Origin of the sequence: Rhodococcus sp. IEGM 1381 (assembly GCF_030056795.1) — a bacterium.
Taxonomy (GTDB): domain Bacteria; phylum Actinomycetota; class Actinomycetes; order Mycobacteriales; family Mycobacteriaceae; genus Rhodococcoides.
Genome location: NZ_JASHKQ010000006.1, coordinates 129,294 through 143,420, shown reverse-complemented (window position 1 = coordinate 143,420; position 14,127 = coordinate 129,294). Strand labels below are relative to the sequence as shown.

15 protein-coding genes are annotated in these 14,127 nt (G+C 65.3%); 13 read left to right on the top strand and 2 right to left on the bottom strand.

Features of this window, described 5'->3' with window-relative positions:
• The first annotated feature begins 3 nt into the window (after positions 1-3).
• The 12 genes from QM797_RS16195 (at position 4) to QM797_RS16140 (ending at position 11,357) form a co-directional block, all read left to right on the top strand.
• The gene (locus tag QM797_RS16195; protein ID WP_283276672.1) at positions 4-1,278 is read left to right on the top strand and encodes an FtsX-like permease family protein; all 1,275 of its coding nucleotides are present in this window, start codon (positions 4-6) and stop codon (positions 1,276-1,278) included.
• An 83-nt stretch (positions 1,279-1,361) separates the two neighbouring features.
• A complete protein-coding gene (locus tag QM797_RS16190; protein ID WP_283276671.1) occupies positions 1,362-2,420 on the top strand; it encodes a 2,3-butanediol dehydrogenase in 1,059 nt (352 codons plus the stop codon).
• On the top strand, positions 2,417-3,184 hold the full coding sequence (locus tag QM797_RS16185) for an acetoin reductase (protein ID WP_283276670.1): 768 nt from the start codon (positions 2,417-2,419) through the stop codon (positions 3,182-3,184). The genes QM797_RS16190 and QM797_RS16185 overlap by 4 nt, the downstream gene beginning before the upstream one ends.
• A gap of 44 nt (positions 3,185-3,228) precedes the next feature.
• Positions 3,229-4,578, top strand: a complete 1,350-nt coding sequence (locus QM797_RS16180; RefSeq protein WP_283276669.1) for a GAF domain-containing protein — start codon at positions 3,229-3,231, stop codon at positions 4,576-4,578.
• Between the two features lie 14 nt (positions 4,579-4,592).
• On the top strand, positions 4,593-6,650 hold the full coding sequence (locus QM797_RS16175; protein WP_283276668.1) for an FUSC family protein: 2,058 nt from the start codon (positions 4,593-4,595) through the stop codon (positions 6,648-6,650).
• A 34-nt stretch (positions 6,651-6,684) separates the two neighbouring features.
• Positions 6,685-7,311: a HEAT repeat domain-containing protein gene (locus QM797_RS16170; RefSeq protein WP_283276667.1), complete on the top strand. Its 627-nt coding sequence runs from the start codon at positions 6,685-6,687 to the stop codon at positions 7,309-7,311.
• Positions 7,312-7,320: 9 nt separating this feature from the next.
• On the top strand, positions 7,321-8,295 hold the full coding sequence (locus QM797_RS16165; protein WP_283276666.1) for a HEAT repeat domain-containing protein: 975 nt from the start codon (positions 7,321-7,323) through the stop codon (positions 8,293-8,295).
• Between the two features lie 23 nt (positions 8,296-8,318).
• The gene (locus QM797_RS16160) at positions 8,319-8,660 is read left to right on the top strand and encodes a plastocyanin/azurin family copper-binding protein (protein WP_283276665.1); all 342 of its coding nucleotides are present in this window, start codon (positions 8,319-8,321) and stop codon (positions 8,658-8,660) included.
• Between the two features lie 13 nt (positions 8,661-8,673).
• A complete protein-coding gene (locus QM797_RS16155; RefSeq protein WP_283276664.1) occupies positions 8,674-9,084 on the top strand; it encodes a DUF2752 domain-containing protein in 411 nt (136 codons plus the stop codon).
• 112 nt (positions 9,085-9,196) lie between these two features.
• Entirely contained in the window at positions 9,197-9,394 is a 198-nt protein-coding gene (locus QM797_RS16150; protein WP_283276663.1) for a hypothetical protein, read from the top strand.
• Between the two features lie 59 nt (positions 9,395-9,453).
• Positions 9,454-10,110 (top strand): GntR family transcriptional regulator, encoded by a 657-nt coding sequence (locus QM797_RS16145; protein ID WP_283276662.1) that lies wholly within the window; start codon positions 9,454-9,456, stop codon positions 10,108-10,110.
• Positions 10,107-11,357, top strand: coding sequence for an MFS transporter (locus QM797_RS16140; RefSeq protein WP_283276661.1), 1,251 nt, complete (start codon positions 10,107-10,109; stop codon positions 11,355-11,357). The genes QM797_RS16145 and QM797_RS16140 overlap by 4 nt, the downstream gene beginning before the upstream one ends.
• Here QM797_RS16140 and QM797_RS16135 read toward each other — a convergent pair.
• Complete coding sequence (locus QM797_RS16135; protein WP_283276660.1) at positions 11,278-11,967, bottom strand: hypothetical protein; 690 nt, start codon at positions 11,965-11,967, stop codon at positions 11,278-11,280. The two genes, QM797_RS16140 and QM797_RS16135, sit on opposite strands and share 80 nt — an antisense overlap.
• A gap of 99 nt (positions 11,968-12,066) precedes the next feature.
• Here QM797_RS16135 and QM797_RS16130 point away from each other — a divergent pair, with 99 nt between their 5' ends.
• Positions 12,067-12,687 carry a hypothetical protein gene (locus QM797_RS16130; protein WP_283276659.1) on the top strand — a complete coding sequence of 207 codons (621 nt, stop codon included), beginning with the start codon at positions 12,067-12,069 and terminating at the stop codon, positions 12,685-12,687.
• Between the two features lie 100 nt (positions 12,688-12,787).
• Here QM797_RS16130 and QM797_RS16125 read toward each other — a convergent pair whose 3' ends face one another.
• On the bottom strand, positions 12,788-14,125 hold the full coding sequence (locus QM797_RS16125; protein ID WP_283276658.1) for a M1 family metallopeptidase: 1,338 nt from the start codon (positions 14,123-14,125) through the stop codon (positions 12,788-12,790).
• Positions 14,126-14,127 lie beyond the last annotated feature (2 nt).

The following is a 14,127-nucleotide window of genomic DNA, read 5'->3' as shown; positions in this document are numbered from 1 at the left end:
GACATGCTGACCTACACGATCCGAACCGTGTGGACCCGTCGACGGAGCTATGCACCCACAGCAGTCGTGCTGTTTTCGGGCCTGGTTCTGGTCTTGGCGTTCGTGTCCCTGCTGGCGTCGAGCGGATCGGCGTCCAACCCTGACGACGAGCAATTCCTGCTGCTCTTTCCGGTGATCTTGGGCAGCTGGATTCTGGCCATCTCGCTGTTCGCGATCTCCTCGACGGTGAGCGTGGCAACACTCGCGCGCGCAGAAGAATTCGACACTCTGCGCCGACTCGGTGCTACGGAACCTCAACTCCGGCTACTCGTGGCACTCGAGACAGCGGTCCTCGGAATCGTCGTGGCCGTTCCCGCTGTCGCAGTGGGGATTGGGCTCGGCTCGGTAATTTTCCACCGCCTGCGAACGATCGGGATTGTCGACTCGGCCACCGGGTATGCGCCCGGAATCCTCGCTGCCGCACTGGCGGCGACAGCGATCGTAGTACTCGGAGGTGTTGCGGCACAGTTCGGTTCGCGATCGGAGAACTCGCACCGGGGTGATGTGAAACGCCGCCGAGTGATCGCTGCGCTCGTGACCGTACTCGGAATTGCGTCGTCGACGGCTGCGTTCGCCGTCGAGCCGACCGGTGCGGGCGCGACTGCGACGGCGGGACCCGGAACTGTCTTCGTGTCCATCGGGCTTGCGCTGCTCGCCCGAGAAATCCTCGGCGGGTTCTGCCGCGTCGCTGCGTTCCTCTTTCAGAAGCTAGGAGTCAGTGGGTATCTCGCCGCCATCAACGCGGTCAGCGCCCAGGGTGCGCGCCCGACCACGATGTTCTTCACCCTGCTCGTCGGGGTGTGCGTGGGAACCCTGACCATGCAGAACATCGAGAACGCCTCGGCCGGTGCCGGCCCCGAAGGGCAGCTGATGGCATCGATCAACTACTCGGTCGTCGGGCTCGTCGCATCATTCATGGCAATTGCGTTGATCAACAATCTGATTGCATCGATCAGTCGGCGGCGCAGTGAGTTCGGAACCATGGTTCGGATCGGTGCGACGGCTCGCCAGACCGTGCGGATGCTGACCCTGGAATCTGTGTTGGCGGTGGTCGCGGCCGGAACGACAGGGACGATCGGTGCCGTGCTCGCCGTCGCGCCGTACGCCTACGTCAAGGGCGGCAGTCCCACGGACGCACTCTCGGTACCTGTGGTGGTCCTCGTGCTCGCCGCAGGCACACTCCTGACAATCGCCGCGACCGCTGCCGCTGGCCGACGCACCGTGGCTGCGGCAGTGTGACCGGGATGCAACGCGCTGCAACCCTATTCCAAGTGGTCGGCGTCACATAGACATGAACGCATCCGACGATCAGGAGTGAAGCGATGCGCGCAGCTGTGTACTACGGCCCCAACAAGGTGGAGATCACCGACGTCCCCGAGCCTCAGCCGGGCGAAGGCCAGGTCAAGATCCAGGTCGGCTTCAACGGCATCTGCGGAACCGACCTGCACGAGTACTACGCCGGCCCCATCTTCATCCCCACCTCGCCGCATCCTCTGACCGGTCAGGAGATGCCGCTGGTGCTCGGACACGAGTTCTCGGGCACCGTCACCGAACTCGGCACGGGTGTCACCGGTGTGAAAGTCGGCGACCGCGTCGCCATCGAACCGCTCTACCGCTGCGGCCATTGCGGGCCGTGCCGGGCGGGCAACTACAACATCTGCGCGCAGATCGGCTTCCACGGACTGATGTCCGACGGCGGAATGGGCGAATACACCGTGGTCCCCACCGACATGATTCACGCCTTACCCGACAACGTCTCTCTCGAACTCGGTGCGCTCGTCGAACCGATGTCGGTCGCCTATCACGCTGCAACACTGGGAGATCCGAAGACCGATGACACCGCGATGGTGTTCGGGGCCGGGCCGATCGGCATCGGACTGTGGTTCGCGCTGCGCGGCAAGGGACTCGAGAACGTCTACGTCGTCGAACCGTCGCCGACGCGTCGAGCATCGATCGAAGCCCTCGGAGCGAGGACTCTCGATCCGACTGCTCTCGACATCCCGGCCTACATCGCCGACCTCACCGACGGCAACGGGGCCGACGCCATCTACGACGCGGCCGGCGTGCAACCTGCTGTCGAGGCCGCGCTGGGCTGCATCGGTGCGCGTAAGCCACTGATCAGTGTCGCGATCTACGAAAAGCCCTTGACCACGCCGCTGCAGAAGCTGGTGATGAACGAATCCCGAATTCAGGGCTCGCTGTGCTACACCTCCGCCGACTACGAGGCCGTCATCGATCTGATGAGCCAGGGCCACTACGACACGACGGGCTGGGTGGACAAGATCACGCTCGACGGCGTCATCGACGACGGCTTCGAGGCGCTGCACGCCGGTACGAAGATGAAGGTTCTCGTAGATCCTTCGACAGAAGCAGTCTCATGAGCGCGGTACTGGTGACCGGTGCCGGTCAGGGGATCGGCCGCGCCATCGCATTGCGGTTGGCGTCCGACGGGCACGACATCGCATTGGTGGATCTGGCCGAGGACAAGATCGCCGGGGTCGCCGACGAGGTGCGTCGAACAGGCTCGAAGGCAACGACATTCGTGGCCGACGTCAGCGATCGTGACCAGGTCTTCGCGGCCGTCGAACACACCCACGAGGCGCTGGGCGGCTTCGACGTCATCGTCAACAATGCCGGCATCGCCCAGGTGGCACCGCTCGACGACGTGCGACCGGAGGACGTCGCCAAGATCTGGGCCGTCAACGTCGACGGCGTGCTGTGGGGAATCCAGGCTGCCGCAGCGAAATTCAAGGCCACCGGCCAGAAGGGCAAGATCATCAACGCGTCCTCGATCGCGGGTCACGACGGGTTCGCGATGCTCGGGGTCTACAGCGCAACAAAATTCGCAGTCCGGGCATTGACCCAGGCTGCGGCCAAGGAGTACGCCTCGGACGGCATCACCGTCAACGCGTACTGCCCCGGTGTTGTCGGCACCGACATGTGGGTGACCATCGACAAGCGTTTCGCGGAGCTCACCGGAGCCGCGGAGGGCGAAACCTACGACAAGTTCGTCGGCGGTATCGCTCTCGGTCGAGCGCAGACGCCTGAGGACGTGGCGGCGTTTGTTTCGTATCTCGCCGGACCCGACTCGGACTACATGACGGGCCAGGCACCGTTGATCGACGGTGGTCTGGTCTATCGGTAGCCCCCGTTCACGCCGATCTGTGAGCTGGAGCACAATTGACAGCGATGACGCAGTCGACAGGCCCCGAACCTGCGCTGGCGGCCGGCGAAGACCCGCGCCGCTACGCGCAGATTCTCACTGCCGTGTACGACGCGACCATGACCGGCGGCAAGTCACCCGCGCGTCCCCGTGAGGTCATCGGTGACTCGTGGCGACGGTTGCAGACCCTCGGCATCGACCCCGAGCTGGGCAACCCCGCCGAGACGCAGATGGACGTCTCCGACCTCGAGCTCACGCGTCGGGAGTCGGGTTTGTTCGACATCCTCGACGATCTGGCCCGCGGACTGGAGTCGGTGGTACAGGACGGCGACAACATTCTGGTCGTCGCCGATCGGCACGGCCGCGTGCTGTGGCGCAGCGGATCGACGGCCGTCCTCGACCGCGCCGACAACCTCGGATTCGTCGAGGGGGCCAACTGGGCCGAGGATTCGGTGGGCACCAACGCCATCGGAACGGCACTGGTCTCCCGCCGCGCGGTCCAGATCTTCTCGGCCGAACACTTTGTGCGGAGCCATCATTCGTGGACCTGCGCCGGAGCGCCCATTCGTGATCCGCGAACCGGTCAGGTGCTGGGAGCCATCGACGTCAGCGGACCGGCGAAGACGGTGCACCCCACCACGATCGCGCTGGTCGACGCAGTAGCACGGTTGGCGGAATCCCAACTGCGCGAACTGCACCGGAGCACCCTCGATCGACTGCGCTCGGTGGCCGCACCGATGCTCGCGCGACTGCGGTCGCCGGCGCTGGCCGTCGACGCGAACGGATGGGTCGCGGCCGTCGAATCGGTGGCACTGCGCAATCGAATTCTGCTGCCCGAGGACCTGGCAACGGGACGCTTCTGGCTGCCGACCCTCGGCGTGTGCGACTTCGAACCCCTGCCCGGTGGATGGCTGGTCCGCCCGACTTCTTATGGTCGTTCCGCAGGCTCCACTCCTGGCGGTGCCGCGGATTCGTCCGTCGCGGACTCCGGCAATACGACGAGAATTCGCATCGACCTGCGCAATTCACAGAAGCCGCGCCTCGAGGTACGCAGCGAAGTGGGGGAGTGGACTCACGAGCCGACGCCCCGGCACGCCGAAATTCTGTACCTTCTCGCCACGAATCGGCACGGGCGAACGGCCGCCCAGATGGCCGCAGATCTGTTCGGCGACGCCGGCCGAGCCATCACCGTTCGTGCCGAGATGTCGCGGCTGCGCAAACACCTCGCCGGCATCGTCTCCACCCAGCCGTACCGACTGGACGAGTCGTCGACGGTCGAGCTGCTCATGCCGTCGGACCTGAGCCGTTTGCTGCCGCATTCGTCGGCACCGGCGATCTGCGCGGCCCGGCTCTTCGAGCACGACGTGAGGCAGTAGCGCAGAATCGAGGAATGAACCGCCTCGCCCGAATCCTCGACGCCTCGGATCCGGGGCAGGTTCGGCTTCGGAGCGCGTCGGCGACGACGTTGACGGTGCTGCTGGCGATGGTGATTCTGTTGCTGACCACGCGCGCCATCGGTCAGCCGGTGACGGTCGCGATGCTCGGAACCGTGGTGGCGATGCAAGCATCGGCGGCAGTGAAGGACAAAGATCAGCACAGTCGGCTGATCACCACCGCACTGATGGCGCTGCCGGCCTCGGCGGCAGTGACGTTGGCGTCGTTGCTCTCCGAGCTCGGCAAGGTGGCCGACGTCGGCTTTATCGCGGTGTTGTTCGCGGCCGTGTGGGTCCGCAGATTCGGTCCTCGCGGCACTGCGCTGGGGATGGTGGCGTTCATCTCGTACTTCTTCGCACTGTTTCTGCGCGCGACCCCGGGGCAGCTGCCGATGCTCATCGCGGCGATCCTCGGCGGTTTGGCGATCGCGTTGTTCGTGCGAGCGGTGATCTTCCCGGACCGGCCGATCGTGGAAGTTCGTCGGTTGCTGTTCGCCATGCGGGCGGTATCGGTGTCGGTGCTGGAGGCGGCGTCGGCAGGGGAGGGTCGTGATCTGAACCTGTTGCGCCGCAGACTCGACCGACTCGGCAACACCGCGCTGATGATCGACGACTGGCTCGACCGACACGATGCCGGCCAGCTGCTCAGTGTCACCAGCACCGATCTGTCGCTCCGCGTGTTCGACGCCCAGATCGCGACCGAACAACTCGTCAGCTCTCTCTGGGCTCTCGATCCGGTCAAGCCATGGCCCAATGCGCTGGGCCAAGCAACGACGGCACTCGGGTCGGTCCTGCAGAACACGCCGTCCTCGGAACAGCTTCGAGCTGCGCGTCGGTTGGCCGCAACGGCCGCCGAGCGTGCCGACCCGTCGACCCCCGCAGGCATCGCTACGGTCTCTGCGCAGCGAGCCGTGCAGGCGCACATCGCTATTCATCACATCACCACCAACGCAGTCTCGGTTGCGGCGAGCCCCGAGACCGAATCGACCGAGCCCGCGACCAAGGACGAGCCGAGCGGACTGAACCCCAGCACCAAGGCCGCAATTCAGGTGGCCGTGGCCACCAGCGCGGCGACCGTGCTGGGTGAACTGGTCTCGCCCGACCGCTGGTACTGGGCGGTGCTCACGGCGTTCCTGGTGTTCACCGGCGCGTCGACTCGGGGCGAAATCCTCACGCGCGCAGGTCAACGCGTACTCGGAACCATCGCAGGCGTGCTGGCCGGAGTGGTGATCGCGGCACTGGTGGGCAACAATCAACCCCTGCAGTTGGTGTTGATCGTCGTCTGCGTCTTCTTCGCGTTCTACCTGGTGACCGTGGCGTACGCGTTGCTGTCGTTCTTCGTCACTATTCTGCTTGCGATGCTCTACGGGCTGCTGGGCACGTTCAGTATCGAGGTGCTCGAGCTTCGTATCACCGAGACCGCCGTCGGCGGCGTGGTCGGCATCGTCTCCGCGTACTTCATCTTCTCGACCGGAACTCGAAAGACGATGGTGGACAAGGTCGATACCTACCTCGAACAGCTGGACGCGTTGATCGAGGCCAGTGTCGAATCGGTCGTGGCGCCGGGAGGGGAGACCGACCTGGTGGCGTCGACGCGCGTGCTCGACAACGCGTTGAAGGACGTCGTGACGGCCGGAAAGCCACTCGTACTGGGGCCGACGACCCGCAGCAGGCGAGGGGCGAAACGACTGCTTCGAGTGTTGGCCGTCAGTAGCCGATCTGCCCATGCATTGGCCAGAGCAGGTGTGCTGGCCGCTCGCGCCGATACGCAGACGGCCCCGTCGGACGACACGGCCCGGGCTCTGCGCGACGCTGCGGCTCTGGTGCGCGAGACCGTACGTCACGTCGAGGCGGCCGCGGCGGGCAAGCACGTCGATCCGCCGGAGAAGATCACCGAGACAACGGTTTTGGATGTGCTGCTCACCTCGACCAATGCACCAGGCCCGCTACGGGGCGCGGTGCGCGCACTGAACACGATGAACCGAACTCTCGCGGACGTCCTGGGTGGGGGTTGACCTTGGCACGGTGACAGGGTCTTGGCTGGGCCGCATGAACGAAGGACTCGAACACAGCAATTCGTCGGCCCGGCTGCGGGCGGCGCTCGATATCGGTACGACGCCGGATCTGCAGTTCCTCGACGCACTGCTGGAGCGGTGCGCCGTCGAACCTGATTTTCAGGTGCGGGAGATGTTGACGTGGGCGCTGATTCGGCTTCCTGCGTCGTCGACGGTTCCGCGATTGATCGAGCAGGTGCGATTCGGCGGGGCACAGGCTCGCAGCCAGGCGTTGCACACGTTGTCCAAGATCAAAGATCGGGCGGCGTGGCCGGTCATCACCGAGCCGTTGATCGCCGACCCCGACGACGAGGTGGCGCGCAGCGCGTGGCGAGCCGCGGTGGTTCTGGTACCGACAGGAAGCGAAGGGCAGCTGGCCAGGATGCTGGGCACGCAACTCGGGCGAGGTGGGCGAGAGATGCAACGCAGTCTGAGTCGCGCTCTGGTCGCACTGGGTTCGGTGATCGAGCCGATGTTGCGGCAGGCCGCGTCGAGCAAGGATGTTGCTGTTCGAGTACACGCGGGGGCGACCGAGGCGCTGTTGCTGGATCCGGATGCCGGGTTCTCGATATTCGAGGCCAGACGCGTCGATGCCCTTGGCGTCGGCGACACGGCGGGGTGAGATAGGACGATGTTGATCGGTGAGGTGGCGCGGCGGTCCGGGGTCAGTGCGCGCATGCTCCGGCACTACGACCGGCTCGGGCTGGTGCAGCCGAACTCGCGGAGCAGCACCGGCTACCGCGAGTACTCCCCGGAGGACGTTCGGCGTCTGTTCCACGTCGAATCCCTACGCTCGCTGGGTCTGTCGTTGCACGACGTCGGCCGAGCGCTCGACGACCCGAGTTTCGCGGCGTCGGGACTCGTCGACGAGCTCGCGGCCCGAGCGGAGGAGCGCGTCGCGCGGGATACCGAGTTGCTGACGCGGCTGCGTCGCGTCGGCAGCGCCCGTCCCGACGACTGGGACGACGTGCTCGGCACGGTGGCGATGCTCGGCGACCTGGACTCGGTGAGTGCGGGAAAACGGCAGTCGGCAGCGTTGGCATCGGTCGGTGATCGCCCCATACCGGCGGAGGCCCTGGCCGAGGCGGTACTGCGCGAACCCGCAACCAACGTGGCCGGCGCACTTCGGTGGGCCCTCGCGCAGTCGGGTGGCCACGCGATCGCGCCGCTGCGCCGCGGCCTGCACTCACCGGACCCCGATGTGCGCCGCCGCGCCGTCGATACCGTCGTCGAGATTGCCCACCCCGACGCCACCGACGTGTTACGCGAGGCGCTGGTCCACGACGACGCGCAGATCAGGCGCGTCGCTGCACTGGAACTGGCGGCCCGAGGGATGACCGACGCCGTTCCGACGCTGATCGAGATGGTCCACGACGGAGCGAACGATGTGGACGCAGCAGACGCACTCGGACTGCTGGGATCCGACTCTTCTACGGTTGCGGCGCTGATGGACGGGCTCGACGATGTCGCTGTGAGACTGCGAGTGACGCAAGCCCTGGCGAGCATTCCGGGACCGGCAGCAGTGCAGGCACTGCAGGGCTTGACCCAAGACGCGGACCGATCGGTAGCCCTGACGGCCGAATACATCCTCGGCCGGAGTGAATGATCCCTTTCGGTACCGTCGAGGTCATGAAGGCATTCGGATTGTTCGCGGCACTGCTGATCACGTTGACTGCCTGCTCCACCGCCACCACCCCGGCCGCGCCCGCCGAACCCGTTGCCGAGAATCAGGTCACCGTCGCCGACCGGACGTTTTCGCCGAAGTCACTGACGATCTCCGTGGGAGAGACCGTCACGTGGGTGTTCGCCGACCGCGGCATGGCGCACAACGTCGTCGCCGACGACCACTCGTTTCGCAGTCAACTCATGGAGACCGGCCAGTTCACACATACCTTCGACACCGCGGGCACCTTCGCGTATCACTGCACGCCGCATCCGGACATGACGGCGACAGTCATCGTAGAACCGTGATGGACTGGTAGTCATGACGGCACCCACCCGATCGCGCAGCATCGCCGCGCCCCTCGGTGTGGCCGCTGCGGCTGTCGGCGGATCGGTGCTGCTGCACGTGCGCGACCCGCGAACCTCGACCTATCTTCCCTGCCCGTTCCACGCACTGACCGGACTGTGGTGCCCCGGATGCGGAGCCACCCGCGCTCTGGGTGACCTCACTCGCGGAGACATCGCGGCGGCCGCGTCGAGCAATGTCGTTGCGGTTGTCCTTGCGCTCGTTGCGGTCGGGGTGTGGGGACTGTGGTTTCGATCGCGCTGGACCGGTCGTTCGCTGCGCCGCCCGCGAGTCGACCGTCCGACGGTGATCGTCCTGATCACTGTTCTCGCTGCGTTTATGGTGGTGCGCAACACCCCGTGGGGCAGCGCACTCGCCCCGACCTGAAACTCCTGGGAGTAGCTGTGCTGCTGGAAATCTTCTCGATCATCGTGCTGCTGGGCGTACTCATCGCGCTCATCCCCACCGCCCGACGCGTGTTCAAGAAAGGTGACGACGAATGAGTGACTCCCTGAAGGATCGGGTGCGCGCGAAGCTGCTCGCGCAACTCGCGGACGACGGTGGAACGGCCGCCGAGCAGGCCGAGGGCGACGACCCGCGCCTGAACGCACTGCGCGACGACCTCGACGCACTCGAGTCGGCACAGGACGGGGATCCGGTGATCGACGACATCGCCGCACGCCACTGGGTTCCCTGACAGACCCTTCGACTTGGCTCGGTTTGGTGCACAGTTGAGGTGCATCTAGTATCTATGTTGTGCTCGAGACTAAATCTGCCGCCGATACGGCCTACGCGACGGTCAAAGAGCTCATCGTTTCGGGTGATCTGCCCGGCGGTGAGCTCGTCAGCGAGGGTGAAATCGCGACCCGGCTCGAGATCAGTCGCACGCCCGTACGCGAGGCCTTTCTGCGTCTGCAAGTAGAGGGGTGGATGCGCCTGTACCCCAAGCGCGGGGCACTGGTGGTGCCGATCGCAGTGGGTGAGGCGGAGAGTGTCGTCGATGCGCGTCGCCTCGTCGAGGCAGGAAGTGTTCGCGCATTCAGCGGCGACGTCACCGCCCGGGAATCCGTGGTGAACGCGCTGCGCGAGAACCTGCAGCTGCAAGAGAAGCTGGCTGTCGACGGCACCGCCGCGCAGTTCAGCGCCGCCGACGCCGACTTTCACCGCATCGTCGTTCGAGCCGGCGGCAACCCCTTGCTCGACGCGTTCTACGACGGACTTCGAGAGCGTCAGCGCCGAATGACCGCGGCCTCGGTGACGCGCGATCCGGGGCAGATCTCTCGCATCGTCGACGACCATCGCCGACTCACCGACCTGATCGAGGCCGGCGACGCAGACGGATTCGAGCAGGCCGTCGAACAACACATGCTCGGGGTGCACGGCCTACGACCGGACAGAGGGGGAGCACGATGAGTGAAACGCTCACGAACGATCGAGACATCGAGTTGACTGCGCGACGCTGGCTGCTGGTGGCGTCGGGCATGGTCGCCGTCGCCTGGGGCGGTAACGAGTTCACACCGTTGTTGGTGATGTACCGGCTCGATCACGGCTTCTCGGCCGTGGTGGTCGATACGTTCCTGTTCGCCTACGTCCTGGGCATCATTCCGGCGATGCTGATCTGCGGGCCGCTCTCCGATCGACTCGGCCGACGTCCGATCATGTTGCCCGCCCCCGCAATTGCCGCAGCCGGGTCCATTCTGATCGCCCTCGGACCCGACAACGCGTACCTGCTCTTCGGTGGTCGCGTGCTCAGCGGCATCGCGCTCGGAATCGGTATGGCCGTGGGCGGCAGCTGGGTCAAGGAACTCTCCAGTCGCGACGCCAGCGCCAAGCCCGGTGCCGGAGCGCGCCGCGCCGCGATGTCGCTGACCGCGGGCTTCGCCCTCGGTGCCGGAGTCGCCGGTGTACTCGCGCAGTGGGCGCCCTGGCCGACGCACCTCGCCTACAGCGTGCACGTGCTCATCTGCATCGTTGCCAGTATCGGAATGCTCTCCGTTCCCGAAACGCGCCCGGCGACAGTGACATCGAAGAGCAAGAAGTTGCTCGACGACCTGAGGATCCCGTCCGCTTCGCATCGACGGTTCTTGTTCGTCGTATTGCCTTTGGCTCCATGGGTGTTCGGTGCCGCGAGCGTCGCCTATGCGGTGCTACCGTCACTGATGGCCGACGCGTTGGCCGACGAGCCCGGTGGCGGCTATCCCGTTGCACTTTCGGCCGCGATGGCGGTGATCGCGCTCGGATCCGGATTCGCGATCCAGGCCGTCGGGCGACGGATCGACACACCCGCCAATGCGCGAGGCGCTCTGGTTGCGCTGTCTCTGCTGGTGGTCGGCATGGCTGTCGCGGCGTGGGCGGCGTCGGTGCTGACGATTGCCGCGGCGTTGATCGCGGCAGCGGTGCTCGGGTGCGGGTACGGCATGGCGCTGGTCTCGGGTTTGCAAGAGGTGCAACGTATTGCGGGCCCCGATGATCTCGCCGGTCTCACCGCGGTGTTCTATTCGCTGACGTACCTCGGCTTCGCGGTGCCCGCTGTGCTGTCGGCGCTGACCGAGACCTGGCCGGGCGTGGTCACGTATCCGATCATCTTCGGATTCGGCGCGGTGATGGCCGGAATCTGCGGACTGGTGGTGCGATCGAAGACGTCTGCTCACTTGCCGTAGGACGGAGGTTGGATCCGTTCTGAATTCCGGGCTGCTTGCGCCGCTGGCGGATCAATACCGCGGCACCCACCATTCCGGCTGCGACCAGGATTGCTCCGGCGGCCACACTGGCTACGCGCGCGGGCCACGGCAGTATCGTCGGTACGCTGAACATGCCCCGGAAGAACGGCTCGATCATGGCTCCGGCGGGGACGACCAGACGCGCGACCAAACCTGACGCGCCGCTGCCTCGCGCTACGACCCCGACCAGACCCAACGGGCCCCCCATGACAAGGGCGAGAGCAAACCACATTCGGTTCGCCGCCCATACGGTCTCGTCGAACATCCCGAACAGCTGGCCGACACCGTAGTGCACCACCAAAGCCAGCAGACTCGCGACGATCCCTGCCGCGAATGCGTGCAGCGGACGGCGGACCAGCCAGCCGGACAGGATAGGCAGGCCGGCCCACACGGCACCCGAATTCACCAATTTACTGAGGATCGAGCGCACGGCCAGCAACGTGTTTGCCTGAGCGGACAGCTGGCTTTCACTCGTGATATTCGAGGCGAGCGACACGAGAGCCACGGTAATCGCGGCTGCGATGACAAGTCCCCACCACCGTTTCGCCATCAGTGGATGGTACGCAGGCATCGTTCCATTTCTCTGAATAGACAGAGCCTCCGCGAGTGGGTGCGCGCTGATGGGTTCGGCTCTAGGATCAGCGGCATCATGCTGCAGTCCGCGCCCACTGTCCCGCCGCACCGAGTGCCTTCGACGGTGGTGCTCGCGGGTGCGACCGCATGGAAACGACGGGAGGCGTACTGGTTTCTCGTCGCGGTGATTGTGCCGGCTGCCTGCTGGTCGAGGTATCCCGCTCTGGTGCCCTATGTGTTCGCGATCGTGCTGCTGGTTGCGCTGACGCTCCGAGCCAGGACCATCGCGCGATGGATGTCGATGCTGCGGTGGGGAACAATCGCCGACGTCGAGACCGTCGACACGGCACTGCGCGGCGATCGTAACCTTCGGCTCGCGCACGCCACCGGCTGGAACGTCCAACGACGTTGGTACACAGGCGTTGTGACGGAGTCTGCGGTGCGGTACCGGACCGGAGAGGCGCGCGGTCACCTGTTCGTTCGGGGTCTGCCGTTCACCACCGGGGTGGTACTCGCGCACTCGAAGCAGCCCTCGTCTGCCATGGCCATCAGCGATTTCCCCTGCGATCTGCAACTGGACGGCAAGGGACGCTGGGCGGCGTCGTTCCCGCGAGGCTTCTGGCGACAAGCAGTGGCAACGTCGGCGATGTACGGCTACGTGATTGCTGGGTTGACGGTGTCGCTCGGGTATCGCTGACGTCGGGTCGGACCGGCAGATCGGCTCCCCGGAGTTGGATTCAGGCCTCCGATTGCAGGCTGTTATCCAAAACTGGGGAGCCGATTCGCGAGCATCGGGACTACGGCAACGACGGAAGTTGCGTGTCCACAAGCCATGCGTCCCACAGACTTCGGGGGCAACCGAAGCGGGATGCGAGGTCGGTGAAGTCCGCGGTCGCCACGGTGGAGTAGCGGTACTTGGAGGTCCATTCCTGGATCAGTCCGAAGAAACGCTCGTCGCCGATCGTGCGTCGTAGTGCGTGCAGTGCCAGGGCGCCGCGCTTGTAGACGCGATCGTCGAAGATGCGCTCCGGCCCCGGATCGGTGAGCTGCAGATCCATCTCGAGCCCACGCTGAATGGTGTGCGCGCGCTTTGCCTTGTCGTGAGCCGTTGCGCCGCCGGAGTTCTCGGCCCAGATCCACTCCGAGTAACACGCAAATCCCTCGTGCAGCCAGATGTCGGCCCACTTGCCGAGGGTCAGGGAATTACCGAACCACTGGTGCGCCAATTCGTGCGCCACCAGACGCTCGTAGTACCGGGAACCCGAACAGTGATTGGCCCCGAAGATGGACAGCCCCTGCGCCTCGATCGGAATCTCGAGATCGTCGTCGGTCACCACCACGGTGTACGACGCGAAAGGGTAAGGGCCGTAGAGCCGTACGAAGGTATCCATCATCTGCGGTTGACGGCCGAAATCGTGGTCGAACTGTGCGCGCAGTCGCGGGGGAGTGATCGCCTTCATCGGCACCGGACCCGGGCTGACGATGCGATGCTCGTATGGACCGATCTGAATGGTCGCGAGATACGTGGCCATCGGCTCGGGCTGCTCGTACACCCAGGTGGTGCGGCTGGCGCGAGTTTGCTTGCGCACCAACGTTCCGTTGGCCACCGCGTAGTACGGCGAATCGGTGGTGATGGTGATGCCGTAGCTGGCCTTGGATACCGGATGATCGTCACACGGAAACCACGATGCGGCACCGTTCGGCTGACTCGCGACGATCGATCCCTCGGTGAGCTCTTCCCAGCCGACTTCACCCCACAAACCGTTGATGGGCTTGGGAGTTCCGCCGTACGTCACCGTCACCACCAATGCTGCACCCGAGGCGATCGGCTTGGCGGGCGTGATCTTCAGCTTGCCGCGTTGATGGCTGAACTTCACCGAACGCGAACCGTTGACCGATACCTTCGACACGTTCATCGCCGGGCCGAGATCGAACGCGAACTTCGACACCGTCGCAGTGGTGACCGCCGTGATCTTCGCTTTGCCCGTCAACCGGTTGCTCTCGACCTTGTACTCGAGGTCGAGCTCGTAACGTGAGACGCGATAGCCGCGGTTGCCGTTCTGCGGAAGATACGTGTCGATCGGGTTGTCACTGGAATCGACGTCGAACACCGGTGCCACCAATCTGCCTGCCACGA